General features: G+C 60.3%; 16 protein-coding genes. 5 read left to right on the forward strand and 11 right to left on the reverse strand.

Going from position 1 to position 18913, the window contains the following annotated elements; all coding sequences use genetic code 11:
* Positions 1–39 precede the first annotated feature (39 nt).
* The 8 genes from V476_RS08240 to V476_RS08275 form a co-directional block, all read right to left on the reverse strand.
* Positions 40–858, reverse strand: coding sequence for a phosphoglycolate phosphatase (locus tag V476_RS08240; protein ID WP_003341132.1), 819 nt, complete (start codon positions 856–858; stop codon positions 40–42).
* Positions 855–1529 (reverse strand): ribulose-phosphate 3-epimerase, encoded by a 675-nt coding sequence (gene rpe, locus V476_RS08245; protein ID WP_003304938.1) that lies wholly within the window; start codon positions 1527–1529, stop codon positions 855–857. Before rpe ends, V476_RS08240 begins: the two co-directional genes overlap by 4 nt.
* 161 nt (positions 1530–1690) lie before the next feature.
* Positions 1691–2512, reverse strand: a complete 822-nt coding sequence (locus tag V476_RS08250) for an ABC transporter permease (RefSeq protein ID WP_024961367.1) — start codon at positions 2510–2512, stop codon at positions 1691–1693.
* A gap of 11 nt (positions 2513–2523) precedes the next feature.
* The gene (locus V476_RS08255; RefSeq protein ID WP_024961368.1) at positions 2524–3771 is read right to left on the reverse strand and encodes an ABC transporter permease; all 1248 of its coding nucleotides are present in this window, start codon (positions 3769–3771) and stop codon (positions 2524–2526) included.
* Between the two features lie 77 nt (positions 3772–3848).
* Positions 3849–4883, reverse strand: a complete 1035-nt coding sequence (locus V476_RS08260) for a polyamine ABC transporter substrate-binding protein (RefSeq protein ID WP_024961369.1) — start codon at positions 4881–4883, stop codon at positions 3849–3851.
* 82 nt (positions 4884–4965) lie between these two features.
* Positions 4966–6090: an ABC transporter ATP-binding protein gene (locus V476_RS08265; protein WP_003394921.1), complete on the reverse strand. Its 1125-nt coding sequence runs from the start codon at positions 6088–6090 to the stop codon at positions 4966–4968.
* A 464-nt stretch (positions 6091–6554) separates the two neighbouring features.
* Positions 6555–7184: a response regulator gene (locus tag V476_RS08270; RefSeq protein ID WP_024961370.1), complete on the reverse strand. Its 630-nt coding sequence runs from the start codon at positions 7182–7184 to the stop codon at positions 6555–6557.
* Positions 7181–9193, reverse strand: a complete 2013-nt coding sequence (locus tag V476_RS08275) for a PAS domain-containing sensor histidine kinase (protein ID WP_024961371.1) — start codon at positions 9191–9193, stop codon at positions 7181–7183. Before V476_RS08275 ends, V476_RS08270 begins: the two co-directional genes overlap by 4 nt.
* Positions 9194–9307: 114 nt before the next feature.
* On the opposite strand from V476_RS08275, the gene V476_RS08280 reads away from it, so the two are divergent.
* Positions 9308–10312, forward strand: a complete 1005-nt coding sequence (locus V476_RS08280) for an alpha/beta hydrolase family protein (protein WP_024961372.1) — start codon at positions 9308–9310, stop codon at positions 10310–10312.
* Between the two features lie 8 nt (positions 10313–10320).
* Here the strand turns inward: V476_RS08280 and V476_RS08285 are convergent, their stop codons facing one another.
* The 3 genes from V476_RS08285 to V476_RS08295 form a co-directional block, all read right to left on the reverse strand.
* Positions 10321–11091, reverse strand: a complete 771-nt coding sequence (locus V476_RS08285; protein ID WP_024961373.1) for a TerB family tellurite resistance protein — start codon at positions 11089–11091, stop codon at positions 10321–10323.
* Positions 11092–11763, reverse strand: coding sequence for an N-acetylmuramate alpha-1-phosphate uridylyltransferase MurU (gene murU, locus V476_RS08290; RefSeq protein ID WP_024961374.1), 672 nt, complete (start codon positions 11761–11763; stop codon positions 11092–11094).
* A gap of 102 nt (positions 11764–11865) precedes the next feature.
* On the reverse strand, positions 11866–12888 hold the full coding sequence (locus V476_RS08295; RefSeq protein ID WP_024961375.1) for an aminoglycoside phosphotransferase family protein: 1023 nt from the start codon (positions 12886–12888) through the stop codon (positions 11866–11868).
* Between the two features lie 129 nt (positions 12889–13017).
* Between V476_RS08295 and V476_RS08300 the strand changes: the two genes are divergently transcribed.
* Genes V476_RS08300 through rsmA form a run of 4 tightly spaced genes read left to right on the forward strand, consistent with a single transcriptional unit; the run spans position 13018 to position 18890 of the window.
* Positions 13018–15798 (forward strand): LPS-assembly protein LptD, encoded by a 2781-nt coding sequence (locus tag V476_RS08300; protein WP_024961376.1) that lies wholly within the window; start codon positions 13018–13020, stop codon positions 15796–15798.
* Complete coding sequence (locus tag V476_RS08305) at positions 15779–17101, forward strand: peptidylprolyl isomerase (RefSeq protein ID WP_003341160.1); 1323 nt, start codon at positions 15779–15781, stop codon at positions 17099–17101. Before V476_RS08300 ends, V476_RS08305 begins: the two co-directional genes overlap by 20 nt.
* Positions 17098–18087, forward strand: a complete 990-nt coding sequence (gene pdxA / locus V476_RS08310; RefSeq protein WP_003394953.1) for a 4-hydroxythreonine-4-phosphate dehydrogenase PdxA — start codon at positions 17098–17100, stop codon at positions 18085–18087. Before V476_RS08305 ends, pdxA begins: the two co-directional genes overlap by 4 nt.
* Complete coding sequence (rsmA, locus tag V476_RS08315) at positions 18084–18890, forward strand: 16S rRNA (adenine(1518)-N(6)/adenine(1519)-N(6))-dimethyltransferase RsmA (RefSeq protein WP_003422719.1); 807 nt, start codon at positions 18084–18086, stop codon at positions 18888–18890. Before pdxA ends, rsmA begins: the two co-directional genes overlap by 4 nt.
* The last annotated feature ends 23 nt before the right edge of the window (positions 18891–18913 follow it).

Consider the following 18913-nt stretch of genomic DNA (forward strand, 5'->3'; position numbering starts at 1 on the left):
CAGGTAGGCAAACGTGCCGGCAGGCCGGCCAGAATCAGGTCAGGCGCGCCAACGCCAGCGGGCCAGGGCCTTGATGACTTTCATCCAGAGTTTGCGAGTGACCACCACGATGGATTCTCTTGAGGAGGGACGTTTGATGTCGGGCAACAGTATCTCAGCGTCCATGTCCAGGCAACCGGGAATCAGTCTGCGCAGATCATCAATCACCATCGCCGGGTTTTCCTCGGCAATCGGCCGCCCATGGTTGTAACCGTAGCTCAGCGCGACGCAGGCCACACCGGCAGCCTTGGCCGCCTGCACGTCAGTGCGCGAGTCGCCGACGAACAGCGATTGCGAGGCTGGCGCACCGGCCATTTTCATCACGAAAAACAGTGCAGCAGGATCGGGCTTTTTCTGCGGCATGGTGTCACCGCCGATGATCCAGCGAAAGAAACGCCCCAGCTTCATCTCGTCCAGCAGCGGCGCGACGAAGCGCTCCGGCTTGTTGGTGATGAGGGCCATTTCGACACCCATTTTCTGCAGCCACTTGAGGGTTTCACGCACGCCGGGATAGACCACGGTGAACTCATGCTTTTGCGCATAAGCGCGCATGAAGATTTCCAGACCCTGCTCGGCCAGGGCGTCATCGACCCCGCTGTGGTCGAGGTCGTTGGCCAGCGCGCGGCGGACCAGCACAGGCGCACCGTTACCCACCCAGGCCCGCACCGATTCCAGCCCGGCGATCGGGCGCCCCAGCTCGGCGAGCATGGTGTCCACCGCCACGGCCAGATCGGGCACGGAGTCCACCAGAGTGCCGTCCAGGTCGAACATGATCAGCTTGGGAAGTTTGCCTGCAAACAGCTGCTCGAAGCCGCTCATGCGCGGGATGACGCCAGTTCTGTGCGCATCTTTTCGATCACTTCGCGGTAGTCCGGCGCATTGAAAATGGCTGAACCGGCGACGAACGTATCAGCACCTGCCGCTGCGATTTCGCGGATATTGTTGACGTTCACACCGCCGTCGATTTCCAGGCGGATGTCGCGTCCGGAAGCATCAATCAGGGCGCGCGCTTCACGCAGCTTGTTGAGCGTACCGGGGATGAACTTCTGCCCGCCAAAACCGGGGTTGACGCTCATGAGCAGGATCATGTCGACCTTGTCCATGACGTATTCGAGCAGGTTCAACGGCGTGGCCGGGTTGAACACCAGGCCCGCCTTGCAGCCACCCTCGCGGATCAGTTGCAGCGAACGGTCGATGTGCTGGGTCGCTTCCGGGTGAAAGGTGATGTAGGTGGCACCGGCCTCGATGAAGTCGCCGATGATGCGATCCACCGGGCTGACCATCAGGTGCACGTCAATCGGTGCAGTGACGCCATATTTGCGCAGCGCGCTGCACACCATCGGACCAATGGTCAGGTTCGGGACGTAGTGATTGTCCATGACATCGAAGTGGACAAAGTCGGCGCCGCTGGACAGCACGTTGTCGACTTCCTCACCCAGACGGGCGAAGTCAGCGGAAAGAATCGATGGGGCAATAACGAAGGGCTGCATGACGCACCTGTTTGAGCAGAATCACGGTGCGCGGATTGTACGCCAAGCTTCGCCAGGAGCGGTAAGCCTCAAGCTTCAAGCTTCAAGCTTCAAGCATCTTGATTTGCTTCTGCTTGTAGCTTTCAGCTTGTAGCTTGTAGCTTGTAGCTTGCAGCTTGCAGTCACTGCGCCGTTCTGAGTTTTTCGCTGCGCCCCCTCAGCCACTCCAGCACCAGCAGCAAGACCACCGAAAAGCCGATCAGCAGGGTCGCAGCGGCGGCGATGGTCGGGCTGAGGTTTTCGCGAATGCCACTGAACATCTGCCGAGGCAAGGTCGCCTGTTCCGGTCCGGCGAGGAACAGCGTGACCACCACTTCGTCGAACGAGGTCGCGAAGGCGAACAGCGCGCCGGAAATCACCCCTGGCGCAATCAATGGCAGGGTCACGCGCCGGAACGCGGTCAGTGGCGATGCGCCGAGGCTGGCAGCCGCACGCACCAGGTTGTGATTGAAGCCCTGCAACGTCGCCGACACGGTGATGATCACGAACGGCACGCCCAGCACCGCATGGACCAGAATCAGTGAGGTGTAACTATTGCCCAGTCCCAGCGGCGCGAAGAACAGGTAGCTGGCGACACCGACGATCACCACCGGCACCACCATCGGCGAAATCACCAGGGCCATGACCAGCGCCTTGCCGGGGAAGTTGCCGCGGGTCAGGCCGATCGCTGCCAGCGTGCCGAAACCCATCGCCAGCAGGGTCGCGACCGGGGCGACGATCATGCTGTTCTTCAGCGCGCGCATCCACTCGGCGGAGTTGAAGAAGTCCTGATACCACTGCAACGAGAAGCCTTGCAGCGGATAGACCAGAAAGCTGCCGGAGTTGAATGACAGCGGCACGATGACCAGTACCGGGAGCACGAGAAACAGCAGCACCAGGGTGCAGATGATGCGCAAGGCGTAATACCAGAGGCGCTCGATCGGCGATGTGTAAGGGTTCAGCATGGTCACGCTCCTCAGCTCAGACGCAGGCGGCTGGCGCCGACCAGCCAGCTATAAATCAGGTACAGCACGATGGTCGCCAACAGCAGCAGCCCGCCAAGCGCGGTGGCCATGCCCCAGTTGATACTGGTGTTGGTGTAGAACGCGACGAAATAGCTGACCATCTGGTCGTTCGGGCTGCCCAGCAATGCCGGGGTGATGTAGTAGCCGATCGACAGAATGAACACCAGCAGACAGCCGGCCCCGATCCCGGCGTAGGTCTGCGGGAAGTACACCCGCCAGAAGCTCGCAAACGGGTGGCAGCCCAGCGAAATCGCAGCGCGCATGTAGGTTGGGGAAATGCTCTTCATCACGCTGTAGATCGGCAGGATCATGAACGGCAGCATGATGTGCACCATCGAGATGTACACGCCGACGCGGTTGAAGACCAGTTCCAGCGGCTTGTCGATGATGCCCATCGCCAGCAACGCACTGTTGATCAGACCGCTGGACTGCAACAACACGATCCAGGCAGCCACGCGCACCAGAATCGAGGTCCAGAACGGCAGCAACACCAGAATCATCAGCAGGTTGCTCTGCCGCGCAGGCAGGCTGGCCAGCAGGTAGGCCAGCGGATAAGCCAGCACCAGACAGATCGCGGTAATCACCAGGCCCATCCAGAACGTGCGGGCGAAGATGTCCAGATAGATCGCCTGGTCCGGGGTCGCCGGGGCGATTTCGCCGAGGTCGTCGATGCGATGGTCGACCGCAGCCAGCAGGTAATACGGGGTGATGCTGCTGGTATTACGGCGCACCGCCTGCCAATAGGCCGGGTCGCCCCAACGCTCGTCCAGCGCTTCGAGCGCTTCTTTATAAGAGGCAGGCTCGGTCTTGAACGGCAGCGCGCGTGCTGTTTTGCTCAGCAGGCTGCGGTATCCGGCCAGTTCGATGTTCAGACGCTTGGACAGATCGCCCAGCGTGGAATTCTTGCGCGTTTCGGCCAGGTCCAGGCTCATTGCCTTGTAGACCGACTCGGGCGGCAGCCCTTTACCATCCCACTTCTGCACTTCGACCACGGTGGTCGGCAGCGCAGTCACGACTTCGGGGTTGCCGACGCTCTTGTACAGCAGCGCAGCGATGGGCACCAGAAACACCAACAGCAGGAAAATCACCAACGGAGCGATCAATGCCTGGGCCTTCCAGCGGTTGACCCGCTCGGCGCGAGCGAGACGTTGCTTCAAGTTGGGGCTGGCGCCTTCAGTCAAGGGCACGGCGATGACCATAGCGAACTCCGGAATCTTTCAACGAGGGGGCGCTCCCCGTTTCAGGGAGCGCCCGGTTCTGACTCAACGCAAACGGATTACTTGGCAGCCCAGGCAGTGAAACGCTGCTCAAGGGATTCGCCGTTGTCGGTCCAGAACGCCACGTCCATCTGCACCTGATCCTTGATGTTCTCAGGCGTGGTCGGCATGTTCTGCAGGGTTTCCTTGTCCAGCAGCTTGACCGCCTGGGTGTTGGCCGGGCCGTAGGCGATGTTCTGCGAGTAGGTCTTCTGCTGCTCGGGGCTCAGCATGTAGGCGATGAACTTCTTCGCGGCATCGGCGTTTTTCGAGCCCTTCGGGATGGCCCAGGCGTCGAAGTCATACACGCCGCCAGCCCACACGACTTTGAGGTTGCTTTCCTTCTGCACGGCGGCGATCCGGCCGTTGTAGGCCGAGCTCATCACCACGTCACCGGAAGCGAGGTACTGTGGCGGCTGGGCGCCGGCTTCCCACCACTGAATGTTTGGCTTGAGCTCATCCAGCTTTTTGAACGCGCGGTCCTGGCCGTCTTTGCTGGCCAATACCTTGTAGACGTCTTTCGGCGCAACGCCGTCGGCCATCAGGGCGAATTCCAGGGTGTACTTGGCGCCTTTGCGCAGGCCGCGCTTGCCCGGGAATGTCTTGGTGTCCCAGAAATCGGCCCAGCCGCTGGGTGCAGTGCTGACCTTGTCAGCGTTGTACGCCAGCACGGTGGACCAGACGAAGAAACCGGCACCGCAGGTGGTGATGGCGCCAGGCACGAAGTCAGCGGCATTGCCCAGCTGTTTCGGGTCCAGCTCCTCGAACATGTCTTCGTCGCAGCCACGCGCCAGTTCCGGCGATTCGACTTCTACCAGGTCCCAGGAAACGCTCTTGGTGTCGACCATGGTTTTGACCTTGGCCATTTCCCCGTTGTACTCACCGGCGATGATCTTGCCGTTGCCGGCCTTTTCCCAAGGCGCGTAGAAGGCTTTTTCCTGAGCGGCCTTGTTGGCACCGCCAAAGGAGATGACGGTCAGGTCGGTGGCTGCCATGGCTTGCGCCGCGCACATCATGCCCAACGTGATGGCGGTGAACTTCAAAGATTTCAACATGTGTTCTTTTCTCCACGAGCAGTGTTGGTAAGCGATTGGGATGGGCGATCAGGTCGCCTCTGTTATTGCTTTTGTCGGTAGATCAATGCACTTGCTGCATGGGGTCGAGCGCTCGGACGTGCTCGACTTGCCAGCCGATGGGCACCACGTCGCCCACGCTCAGGCCGGGGTCCAGTTCGGCAATCGGCTGTTTGACGAAGAAGTCGTTCTTGCCGGCCACTTCCAGGCGCACGCGAACGTGGTCACCCAGATAGATGAACTCGGCCACACGACCGGAAAAACGGTTGGCGCAGCTCTCGCTGCGGCCATTGAGGTTAATGCGTTCGGGACGGATCGACAGGGTCACCGGACCGCCAGGCTGGCCGACGTTGATCGCCAGCGCGTGGACTTTCTCGCCACGCTCGAGTTCGACCACACAGCGATCGCCGTCCTGACTGACCAGACGTCCATTGAGGCGGTTGTTCTCGCCGATGAAGTTGGCCACGAAGGTGTTCTTCGGTTCTTCGTACAAGCTGCGGGGCGGCGCTATCTGCTGAATCTCGCCCTGATGGAAGACGGCAACCCGGTCGGACATGGTCAGGGCTTCGCCCTGGTCGTGGGTCACATAGACCACGGTTACGCCCAGGCGCTGGTGCAGGTGCTTGATCTCCATCTGCATGTGTTCGCGCAGCTGCTTGTCGAGGGCGCCGAGCGGCTCATCCATCAACACCAGTTGGGGTTCGAACACCAGCGCACGCGCCAGTGCAACGCGCTGCTGCTGGCCACCGGACAGCTGCGCCGGGTAGCGATGCGCAAAGGTGTCGAGCTGAACCATGCCCAGTGCCTTTTTGACCTTCTCGCCGACGTCGGTCTTGCTCATGCCACGCACCGACAACGGGAACGCCAGGTTCTCGGCCACGGTCATGTGCGGAAACAAGGCGTAGTTCTGGAACACCATGCCGATGTCGCGTTTGTGCGGCGGCACGTTATTGATGGCGCGGCCACCGAGGAGGATTTCACCGGCCGTCGGAGTCTCGAAACCGGCCAGCATCATCAGGCTGGTGGTCTTGCCAGAGCCGGAAGGACCGAGCAGGGTCAGGAACTCGCCCTTGCGAATGTCCAGGTTGAGGTCTTTGACGATCAGTGCTTCGCCGTCGTAGCTCTTCTGCACACCACGAAAGCTGACCAGAACATCATTTGCTCCAGCGCTTGTATCGACGTCGCTCATTACCCACACCTTTGTTTTGTCTGCGTGGGCTCAAGCCTAGAGCAGCCCGAAGCCCCCGCAAATCGGGGGCCGGGAGAGAATCGCCTAGGCCGGCTGGAAGGCCAGGGGTAGGGATTTCCCTACAGCGATGGCGCGATTGGACATGTCGGCTCAGGCATCCTTCTCGACGGCGCACTCACGTGGAGCACTCATCGTTATACACAAGTCCTAGAAAGCGCAGGATAAAGGGCTTCAAGGCTTCGGCCCGAAGGGCGTAGGAGCGAACTTGTTCGCGAAGACAGTTTTTCAGACGATTCATTTTCGGCGATCATACCGGCCCTCTCGCGAACAAGTTCGCTCCTACGGCCTTCGGCCAGAATCCAAATCAGACTTGTGTACAACGATGAGCGCTCCAGCGTGGGGAATGCAGGTCTCGACGCTCTGCGTCGCAAAGGGGCGCGGGGTGTCGGGTGTCGTTTTCAGACTCAGAGCAGCTTGTGCTCCATCGCGTACTTGACCAGATCGGCCAGCGAGTTGAGTTTCATTTTTTGCATCAGCCGGGCCTTGTGGGTGCTGATGGTCTTGCTGCTCAAGGCCAATTGCTGAGCGATGTCGTTGACGTTGGCGCCTTGAGCGAGGCGCTCGAATACCGAAAACTCGCGCTCCGACAATAACGAGTGCAAAGGCCGGCTGTCGGTGAGGCCAACTTCAAAGACCATACGGTCGGCCAGATCCGGATCGATATAACGCCCGCCGGCCGCCACCCGGCGAATGGCCGTGAGCAGCAGCGCCGGGTCGCTGTCCTTGGTGGCATAACCTGCCGCGCCGACCTTCAATGCACGCGCAGCCATCTGCGCCTCATTGTGCATCGACAGCACCAGAATGGCCGGAGGGTTGGTCAATGCGAGAATCCTCGGTATCGCCTCAAGGCCATTGACGCCGGGCATGGAGATATCAAGCAGCACCACTTCGCAGGCCACATGACGCAGGGTTTCAAGCAACTGTTCGCCATTGCTGGCCTCGCCCACCACTAGCAGATCCCTGGCCAGACCAATCAATTGCTTGATCCCTTCACGCACGATGGTGTGGTCTTCGGCTACCAAAACACGAATCACTGTTTTTGCTCCTGTGCGAGGGTGTCCAGCGGGATATAGGCGCGCAAGGTTGTGCCCTCACCCACCTCGCTGTCCAGCTCAAGTCGGCCGCCGAGCATCAGCACCCGCTCGCGCATCCCGACCAGACCGAACGAAACCGCCCTGCCCGACTCGATGGCAAAGCCCTGCCCGTCATCGGCGATGCTCATGCACATCATGCCGTCCTGCAGCGTCAGGCTGATCTCTACCGTGTGTGCCTGGGCATGGCGCATCACATTGGTCAGCGCCTCCTGAAGGATCCGGAACATGCCTGTGGCCCTGGCATCGCTGAGCGCCGGGAGATTGTCCGGCACCTGCACCAGACACGGGATCTGCGTGCGCGCCTCGAAACGGCGCGCCTGCCATTCGATGGCCGATGCAATACCAGCGTCGAGAATCGGTGGCCGCAAGGCCGTGGCAACATCGCGCACCAGTTGAAACAACTGAGCAATCAGACGCTTCATGCTCTCCAGCCGCTCGCTCAGGCCAGGGTCGAGGTCGGCATAGGCCAGCTCGCACATCGAAGTCTCGAGCTTCAATACCGTCAGCATCTGACCCAGCTCGTCGTGAACCTCGCGGGCAATATGCGCCTTCTCTTCTTCACGCACGCTTTCCAGATGCGCTGACAAGTCACGTAACTGCTCATGTGCGCGGCGGCGCTCGCTGACGTCAGTGAGGAACACCACCAGGTATTCAGCATCGCGAAAGCGCAGGAAGCTCAACGAGACATCGACAGGCAGCAGGCTGCCATCGGCGCGCAGGCAATGGGTCTCGAACACTTGCGGGCTGTCTTCGCTGGAGCGTGCGTTCTTCCACAGGTTAAGCCAGCGATCCATGTGCAGACCGGGCTCGAAATCGATCAGCGGGCGCTCGACCACCTGCCCCGACGCATAGCCCAGCATGGATTCCGCCGCCCGGTTGGCGTAACGCACCCGGCTGTCCCAGTTGACCCAGAGGATGCCGACGGTGCTTTGATCAATGGAAAACTGCGCCAGACGCAGCGCCTCCTCCTCTTCGACACGGCGGGCGAGTTCTTCACGCGCAGCCAGCAGCTCCTGCTCCAGCGCCTGCTGCTGGCGACGTTGCCAGATCACGATGGCGAAACACGCCAGCAACATCACCAGCAGCAGAATGCACAGGTTCTTCCAGAGTTTGGTCGACTCGATGAAATGGGACGGGGTCAGCGGCATCCAGCGCGCATGCAGCTGCTCCAGCTCCTTGGCAGGGATCGCCCGCAAGGCTTCGCTGACGATGGCGGCCAGCTCCGGCATGTCGCGACGTGAAGCCACCCGCAACAATTGCGGCAGCCCGATATCCCCCACCACCGCCAGCCCGGCGAACTCCGGCTCGCGCAGCAAACGACTGAGTTGCGCTTCGTCCACCACGGCATAACGTGCCTGCTGGCTGAGCAACAATTGCAAGGCCTGGCGCTCCAGCGGCACCCCTTGCAAGTTGAGGTGCGCAAAGTTGCTACGCAGGTAGTCGGCCGTGGTGCTTGGCATGCGTACCGCGACGCGGGAAAGGCTGTCGAGTTTCTCCAGGTCCACGGCAGTGCTGCCATCACGTTCGCCGATCAACAGCTGCGAAACACGCAGATACGGGTCGGAAAACAACCACAGACGCAGGCCTGCGGGTGTTTGCATCAAGCCGGGCGCAACGTCGATTTCACCCTTGGCCAGCGCGTTCTCCAACGCGCTCTGGTCAGGAAAATTCCGCCACAGCAACTCGACCGGCAGCGTCGCAGCCAGCGCATTCATCAGGTCGACGTTGGCGCCGGACAACTGCTGCAAGCGTTGATCGAACTGCGCGTAAGGCGCGCGCAGTACCAGCCCTACGCGCAAGGGGCCGTGCTGGTCGAGCCAGTTGCGCTGTGCTGAACTCAACTGCGCAACGGCAGGTGTTTCAGGTTCGTCAGCCTGCGTATTCGCCATCTGAGCCATCAAGAGCAAGGCCAGGCAGCCGATAAAACCGGTGCGCAGAAGACGAATCATCAGTATGTCGCTCTCGTGTGTGCGTATCACGGCCGTGTGCCGCGCAGGCTCAGGCCTGACAAAAGCCGATCAACCCACTAGGCTGCCGGGATAGTTTCTGGCTTGGAATATCCGATGTCCTACACCTTTCGCGCAACGTTTCCTGCATTGTTTCTGTCATTGATACTGCCTTGCGCCTTGCCTGCCCTCGCAGCCGACCCGACCCCTGACCCGGCCAAGGACGCTGCTGCGCAAGCGCCCGTCGAAAGAGCCCCGCTGCTCAGCCGCTCGCAGGAAGACGCAATAGCGCTGGAACGTCAATTGCCGCGCGAAGATCAGCAGCAACTTCAGGCCGGAGACGACAGCTTTCTCGCGCTCTGGAAACCCGCCAACACTGAGGCCCCTGAAGGCGCGGTCATCATTGTGCCTGGCGAAGCCGAGTCCCCGGACTGGCCCGACGCTGTCGGCCCGCTGCGACGCAAGTTTCCGGATGTAGGCTGGTCAAGCCTGAGCATCACCATGCCGGATCCGCTCGACAACACGCCGGGAGCACGCGAGCCCGACGTCGCCCCGGCAGATGCAAACGCCGCTAAAGCCACTGAGGCACCGAAGGAAAAACCCAAAGACGCCACGGAGACAGCAAAAGACCCGGCCGCAGAAACAGAGGCGCTGGCTGCGGCTGAAACAGCCAAGGCTGCTGCCGACGAAGAGCTCAACAAGGCTCAGGCCGAGCGCATCTTCGCGCGGATCGAAAGCGCGATCAGCTTTGCGCAGCAGAACAAGGCACGCAGTATCGTGTTGATCGGCCACAGCAGCGGCGCGTACTGGGCGGCCAGGTTCCTCAATGAACGGACGTCGCCTGTGGTGCAGAAACTGGTGATGCTGGCGGCGCGTGAACCTCTGAATGCCAAGCCTTCGCTGCTGGACATGGTGCCTCAGCTGAAAGTAAAAGCCGTCGATTTCATCTACAAAAACTCGCCTGACGAGGCTGCAAAGGCCCGTCTGCAGGCCAGCAAACGCACCAAGGGGCCGGGCTTTACCCAAATCGGCCTGATCAACATCGCCGGCAGCGGAGATACCGAACAAGAGCAGCTATTCCGCCGCGTTCGCGGCTGGATAGACGCCAAAGAGGAAAAGTAAGCGCCGGCTCAGTTGAACCCGCGTCGGGCTTTCACCACCCGATAGGCATTGTGCAATTCACTGGTCTTCTCGGTCGCCACCCGCACTTGCTGTGGATTGGCGCCCGAGCCGGCAATCTTGTCAGGGTGATGCCGGCTGAGCAGGCGCCGGTAGGCACGCTTGATGCTCAAAGGATCGGTGTCCGACTTTATCCCCAGCAGCGTCATCGCACTTTTGTAGTCGCCGCCGCTGCTGCTGATCGGCGAGCGCTTCATAGGGTCGTGGTCAGCAGCCAGCGCCTCGATCTGTGGACCTGTCCAGCCAAGCCACATGCCCCACACCCCGATCAGCTCGCGCTCGACCCGAGAAGCCTTGCCGTCCGCCCACGCCATCCGCCAGCAGGCGCGCAACATATCTTCGGCAATATCAGGCTGGCCTTGCAGGTCACGCAGATAACTGCGCAGGCCATCGGTGCCGTCGCGGCCGCGTTTGAAGGCGTTGATGGCGCGCAACTGATCCGCCTCGTTCAGGTTCAAACGGCGCATCTCGGTACGTGCCTGATGGATATGGCTGGCCAGAACCCGTCCGTCACTTTTGGCCAGACGGCCCAGCAACACAAACAGCAGATCGTCCTTGTGGACCGTTGCACGTCCACCCAGGCGCTCACGCAGATGCGCCCAACTCTGCAGTTTCAGGCGCCGGTCCAGCGCCTGCCCCAACAGAGCACCGAGCAGTGCGCCTGGAATACTGGCAATTGCGTAACCGACTCCAGCGCCGATCAGTGTGCCGGGCCAAAGCATTCAGCGAGTCTCCGCAAGCATCTGCTCGGCTTCAGCCAGGCGCTCGTGGGTACCGACATCGACCCAGCGCCCTCTGTAGTGCTCGCCCGTGACCAGTCCCTTATGCATCGCCTCGCGCAACAGCGGCGCAAGCTTGAACGCGCCGGGCTCGCAATTGGCAAACAGCTGTGGATGAAGGATGGCGATACCGCTGTACGTCAGCCGCTGACCCGCCGAATCGTCGTCGCGCACCTGACCATCGACCAGCGAGAAATCACCCGTCGAGTGATGCGCGGGGTTATCGACCAAGACCAGGTGAGCGAGGCCCGCAAGCGGTACACGCAATGCGCTGAAGTCGTAATCGGTCCAGATATCGCCGTTGATCACCACGAAGGGCTCAAGGCCAAGCAACGGCAATGCGCGCTGAATGCCACCGCCGGTTTCCAGCGGCAGGCCTTCGGGGGAGTAACGAATGCTCAGGTCGAAACGCTGACCGTCGCCCAGGTAATCCTCGATCTGCTGGCCCAGCCACGCATGATTGATGACCAACTGGTGAAACCCTGCATCGCGCAAGGCGTTCAGGTGGTATTCGATCAACGGTACATCCCCGACACGTACCAGCGGTTTGGGCGTATGCAGGGTCAACGGGCGCATTCGCTCGCCTTTACCGGCGGCGAGAATCATCGCTTTCATGCAGTCCTCTTCGACACAATCAAGATCTTTTCCAAAATGGCCATATTTCAAAGCGGCCCTGTATAAAACGGGCTGTCTATGACGTGGGCCGTCTCTGTCATTTCAGACAGCGGCGTCTACCGGCTGCAGACTGGTAAGCAATTGCCCGAGCTGCGCCAGTTCTGGGCGACGTGACAACACCGCTTCTATATAAGCGAAAAAGCGCGGAACGTCTTCCAGGTATCGAGGTTTTCCATCCCGGTGGCAAATGCGGGCAAAAATACCGATCACCTTCAAATGTCGCTGTACGCCCATCAGATCACTGGCGCGTTCGAATGCGGCAAAATCTTCCTGCACCGGAATGCCGAGGGCCTGCGCCTGATCCCAGTAGGTGCGCAGCCAGTCACTGACGCGCTCCTGTGGCCAGCTCAGGAATGCGTCCTTGAACAGGCATGTCACGTCATAGGTGACCGGGCCATAGACCGCATCCTGAAAATCCAGCACGCCAGGGTTGGGCTCGCTGATCATCAGGTTTCGCGGCATATAGTCGCGATGCACCAGCACTTTGGGCTGTGCCAGGGCGCTGTTGATCAACAGCTCGCTGACCTGCTGCCAGTCGCTCAACTGCGCCTCGTCCATCTCGACACCCAAGTGCCGCTTCACGTACCACTCAGGAAACAGCTCCAGCTCACGACGCAGCAACGCGACGTCATAGCTGGGCAATGGCGCGTCCATAGGCAGTTGCTGGTAAGCCAGCAACGCCTGGATAGCATCGGCGAACAAGGCATCGGCATTGTTGTCGTCAATGACATCCAGATAAGTCTGACGGCCCAGATCGTTGAGCAGCAAAAAGCCTTGTGTCAGGTCTTCGGCATAAATTTTTGGAACATTAATGCCCGACTTTTCCAATAAATGAGCGATATCCACGAACGGTTTGCAGTTTTCCTGCGGTGGAGGGGCGTCCATGACAATAAAAGTTCGACCCGCACCCTCCCAGCGAAAATAACGGCGAAAACTTGCGTCACTACTGGCCGCAGTCAATGTAGCCGGGGGCACGGCGCCCCAACCGTGCGCCAAAAACAGCGCCGGCAACTGCTCATCGAGCCAAACTTTCAGGGATTGCAGGCGTATATCTTGATCTGACATTACAAGGGTCTCCGACGGCGCTAGCCGTCAAGCGGGTCATGCTTTATTATCCGGAATCTTTTTCAGCCCATCGAGAGGCGTGCGGCCCCCCCGCGGGCAGATGGCGCGCAGGAAGCCCGGACTAATAAGATGGCATTGAAATCCCCCGCGTTTCGTAAAAAATTTCCGTTGCTCGTAACCGGCAGTCTGCTGGCGATGCAACCTCTGGCCACTCAGTTCGTGGTCGCCGCGGAACAGTATGACTGCTCAGTCTCTGCTTCGGGTGCCTGGAACTGTGCGCCGAAATCCAATGCTGCTGCAGTGGATCTGCCTCCGCGCCCCGTGCATGACACGACGTCGGTCAGTTCCAACGGCACGGTCACCTCACAAGGCACCTCTTCGGGTGAACAGTCTGCGGGTACGCAACTGGTCACTGAAGCCAAGGGCAAAGGTCTGAAGTCGCGTAGTGCTGACTACAGCCACCTCGATTGGGTTCCTCGCGAAAAGCTTACCGCAGCGCAACTGGCCGAGACCGGCCCGTATTGCTCGGGCGCCTACGTCGAGCCGATTCGTCCTGGCATGGACGACAAGACGCCGATGAAAGACGCGCCAATGTTCGTGGGAGCCAAGGCTTCGCGTTACGAACAGGAAGCGCAGGTCGCCACGCTGGCGGGTGATGTCGTGATGCGTCAGGGCAGCATGCAGGTGCAGGCCCAGGAGGCTGCACTGCATCAGGCCGAGAACCGTGGCGAGCTGAACGGCGATGTCCGTCTGCGCGACAACGGTGCGCTGATCGTCGGTGACAAGGCCGAACTGCAACTCGATACCGGCGAAGCCCGTGTCGACAACGCCGAGTACGTCCTGCACAAGTCGAATATTCGCGGTAACGCCCTGTACGCCAAGCGTGCAGAGAACGCGATCATCCGGCTCAAGGACGGTACCTACACGACGTGCGAGCCGAACAGCAACGCCTGGACGCTCAAGGGCAACAACATCACGCTGAACCCGGCCACCGGCTTCGGTACAGCGACCAACGTTACCCTGCGGGTCAAGGACATACCGGTTCTGTACACGCCGTATATCTACTTCCCGATCGACGACCGTCGCCAGTCCGGTTTCCTGCCGCCAACCATTGCAGCAGGTGGCGACAACGGCTTCACGCTGGTCACCCCGTACTACTTCAACCTGGCGCCGAACTACGACGCCACGTTGTACCCGCGTTACATGGCTGATCGTGGCTTGTTGATGGAAGGCGAGTTCCGCTACCTGACCAAGGGCAGCGAAGGTCAGTTCGGCGGCGCGTACCTGAACGACGAGAATGACGACCGCAAACAGCAGTCGGACTACGACAAGACCCGCTGGATGATCAACTGGCAGCACAAGGGCGGGCTTGATACGCGCTGGCTGACCCAGGTCGATTACACCGACATCAGCGATCCGTACTACTTCCAGGATCTGGAAACCGATCAGATCGGCGTGAAAAGAACCGACTTCCTCAACCAGCAAGGCTCCTTGACCTACCGTGGCGACAGCTTCTCGGCAGTGCTCAATGCTCAGGCCTACAAGCTGGCGACGGTTGCCAACGTTACGCCGTACAATCGCCTGCCTCAGCTGACGCTCAACGGTACGCTGCCCTACAACCCCGGTGGTCTGAAGTTCGATTACCAGACCGAAGCGGTGCGTTTCGAACGTGATCTGCGCAGCGGCGCGTTCATCGATGAAGATGGCAACTCCGAGACACGCCTGGACAACAACATCTCCGGCCTGGCTCGCGCCAACGGCGATCGCCTGAACCTGGCACCGTCCGTCAGCCTGCCGATGAACTGGACCTATGGCTTCCTGACGCCGAAGCTGAAGTATGTCTACACGCAATACGATCTGGATCTGGACAGTCAGGGCAGAAACACCCTGCTGGCCGGCGAAGAGTACAACAGCAGCCAAAGCCGCAGCGTACCGATCTTCAGCGTCGACAGCGGCCTGTACTTCGATCGCAATACCAACTGGTTCGGCAAGGATTACCGCCAGACCCTGGAGCCGCGCCTGTTCTATCTCTATGTTCCCGAGAAAGACCAGACCGACATCCCGGTATTCGACACCAGCGAAAGCACGTTCAACTTCTCCTCGCTGTTCCGTGACAACCGCTTCACCGGTTCCGACCGCATCGGCGACGAGAACAAACTGTCGCTGGGCGTCACCAACCGCTGGATCGAAGACAACGGCTTCGAACGTCAACGCTTCAGCATTGGTCAGGCACTGTATTTCGAAGACCGTAAAGTGCAACTCCCTGGTGTCGCGTTCGCTGACCGTGACGATGCGCGCTCCAAAGTCTCGCCTTATGCACTGGAATACGAATACCGCTTCAACCGCGACTGGCGCTTCAATTCCGATTTCAACTGGGATCCGGACAGCCGAAGCACCCGTTCGGGCAGCGCGATGTTCCACTACCAGCCTGAAGACAATCCGAACAAGATCGTCAACCTCGGCTATCGCTATCGCAACGACCAGATTCGTTACGACGAAAGCACCGGCCGTTGGGTCGTGGGGGGTGGTGACTACGGCACCCCGGGTTCGCCAAACTACGTGAAGGACTACTACAAGATTCAGCAGCACGATTTCTCGGTCATCTGGCCGATCGTGCCTCAGTGGAGCCTGATCAGCCGTTGGCAGTATGACTACAACCGTGAACGCACCATCGAAGCTTTCGGCGGGTTCGAGTACGACAACTGCTGCTGGAAAATGCGTCTGGTCAATCGCTACTGGATCGACTACGACGAGTTCAGCCAGGCAGCACCTCAGAACGAGAAAGGCGACCGCGGCATATTCCTACAAATCGTGTTGAAGGGGCTCGGCGGTGTAACTGGCGCCAAGGTAGACAGCTTCCTCGACAAAGGCATTCAAGGTTATCGTGAACGTGAAGACCAAGCTTTCTGATTGTCTGCGCCCGCTGATGCTGGGCGCGTTACTCCTGAGCGGTGCAGTGCATGCTGCGGTTCAACCTCTGGACAGTGTCGTGGCTATCGTCGACAACGATGTGATCATGAAAAGCCAGATGGACCAGCGTGTACGTGAAGTTCAGCAGACCATTGCCAAGCGCGGCTCTGGTGTACCGCCTGCAGAAGCCCTGCAACCACAGGTTCTGGATCGTCTGATCCTGGAAAACCTGCAGTTGCAGATGGGCGAACGCTCTGGCATTCGTGTCTCCGACGAAGAACTGAACCAGGCCATCGGCACCATTGCCCAGCGCAACAACATGAGCGTGGAGCAGTTCCGCGCCGCGCTGGCGCATGACGGCCTGTCCTATAACGATGCGCGCGAACAGGTGCGCCGGGAAATGATCATCAGCCGCGTGCGTCAGCGCCGGGTGGCCGAACGTATCCAGGTGTCCCAGCAGGAAGTGAAGAACTTCCTCGCCTCCGATATGGGCAAGGCTCAGCTGTCTGAAGAGTTTCACCTGGCCAACATTCTGATCGCCACACCTGACAGCGCTTCCTCGGACGCCATCCAGGCTGCTGCGGTCAAGGCCAAGGGCATCTACGACCAGTTGAAGAAAGGTGCTGACTTCACCCGTCTCGCAGCCACCTCCTCGTCCAGCGAGAACGCACTGGAAGGCGGCGACATGGGCTGGCGCAAGGCTGCACAATTGCCACCGCCCTTCGGTGACATGCTCAGTTCGATGCCTGTCGGTGACGTGACGCCTCCTGCGCGTACGCCGGGCGGTTTCATTATCCTCAAGCTGCTGGAAAAGCGCGGCGGCCAGGGTGAGGCGCAAATGCGTGATGAAGTGCATGTGCGTCATATCCTGATCAAGCCAAGCGAAATTCGTAACGAGGCAGAGACCAAGCGTCTTGCAGAGAAGATCTACGACCGCATCCAAAACGGCGAAGATTTCGCCGAGCTGGCGAAAAGCTTCTCGGAAGATCCGGGCTCTGCACTCAATGGCGGCGATCTGAACTGGGTTGATCCCAACTCTCTGGTTCCGGAATTCCGTCAGGTGATGAGCGAAACGCCACAAGGCGTCTTGTCCAAACCGTTCCAGACCCAGTACGGCTGGCATGTCCTAGAAGTGCTCGGTCGTCGCTCCAAGGACGCTACCGATCAGGCTCGGGAACAGCAGGCGCTGAACGTATTGCGCAACCGCAAGTACGACGAAGAGCTGCAAACCTGGCTGCGTCAGATCCGCGACGAAGCCTACGTTGAGATCAAACTCCCTGGCGCGACCCAGGCTGCACAGTGAAACCCAAGCGTTTCGCACTGACACCCGGCGAGCCGGCCGGCATAGGTCCTGACCTTTGCCTGCTGCTCGCCACGCAGCCTCAGCCATACCCCCTGATTGCCATCACCAGCCGCGACCTGCTCCTTGAGCGGGCCGCGCAACTGGGTGTGTCGGTCAGTCTGATAAAGGTCACGCCCGACGCGTTTCCCGACCTGCCTGCGCCTGCCGGCAGTCTGTACGTCTGGGATACGCCACTGGCCGCTCCGGTGGAAACCGGCGTGCTGAACAAAGCCAATGCTGCATTTGTTCTGGAAACCCTGACTCGCGCGGGCCAGGGCTGCCTGGACGGACTGTTCAGCGGCATGATCACCGCCCCGGTGCACAAAGGCGTGATCAACGACGGCGGTATCGCGTTTTCCGGACACACCGAATTTCTCGCTGAACTGACTCACACCGAACAGGTGGTGATGATGCTCGCAACCGGCGACCTGCGCGTAGCACTGGTGACCACTCACCTGCCGTTGCGCGATGTGGCCGACGCCATCACAGCGGATCGTCTGGAGCGCGTGACACGCATCCTGCACGCCGACCTGGTCAACAAGTTCGGCATTGCCCATCCACGCATTCTGGTCTGCGGCCTCAACCCTCATGCCGGCGAAAGCGGGCATCTGGGTCGTGAGGAAATCGACATCATCGAACCTGCTCTGGAGCGCCTGCGCAGCGAAGGCCTGGACTTGCGCGGCCCGCTGCCTGCAGACACTCTGTTTACCCCCAAATATCTGGAGCACTGCGACGCAGTGCTGGCGATGTACCACGATCAGGGCCTGCCCGTGCTGAAATACAAAGGTTTCGGCGCAGCGGTCAATGTGACGCTCGGCCTGCCAATCATCCGCACCTCTGTCGATCACGGCACGGCGCTGGACCTGGCCGGCACTGCAAACATCGACACCGGCAGCCTGCACGTCGCACTGCAAACCGCCTACCAGATGGCCGAGACCCATTCATGACCGAGCAATACCAACACCGGGCGCGCAAGCGCTTCGGGCAGAACTTCCTGCACGATGCAGGCGTTATCGACAAGATCCTGCGTGCCATCCGTGCCAAACCTGAAGACCGGCTGCTGGAAATCGGGCCGGGCCAGGGCGCACTGACCGAGGGCCTGCTCGACAGCGGCGCTCAGCTGGACGTGGTCGAGCTGGACAAGGACCTGATCCCGATCCTGAACGGCCAGTTCGCCAGCAAGCCGAACTTCAACCTGCATCAGGGCGATGCGCTGAAATTCGACTTCAACACCCTCGGCGCCGAACCGCGCAGCCTGCGGGTGGTGGGCAACCTGCCGTACAACATCTCGACACCGCTGATTTTTCACCTGCTGCAGAACGCCAGCCTGATCCGCGACATGCACTTCATGCTGCAAAAGGAAGTGGTCGAGCGCATGGCTGCCGGACCCGGCGGTGGTGACTGGGGCCGTCTGTCGATCATGGTCCAGTACCATTGCCGCGTCGAACACCTGTTCAACGTCGGACCGGGTGCATTCAACCCGCCGCCGAAAGTGGACTCGGCCATTGTGCGCCTCGTCCCTTACGAAACACTGCCGCACCCTGCCAAGGATCACCGTGTGCTGGAGCGCATCGTGCGTGAAGCGTTCAACCAGCGTCGCAAGACCCTGCGCAACACCCTCAAGCTGCTGTTGACCAGCGATGAGATCACCGCTTCCGGAGTAGACGGCAGCTTGCGTCCCGAGCAGCTCGATCTGGCTGCATTCGTTCGTCTGGCAGACACTCTCAGCGAAAAAGTTGTGACAGAGTGAACCCTGGGGACAAGTAAACGGCA

Source organism: Pseudomonas syringae KCTC 12500, assembly GCF_000507185.2.
GTDB classification, from domain to species: Bacteria; Pseudomonadota; Gammaproteobacteria; order Pseudomonadales; family Pseudomonadaceae; genus Aquipseudomonas; species Aquipseudomonas syringae.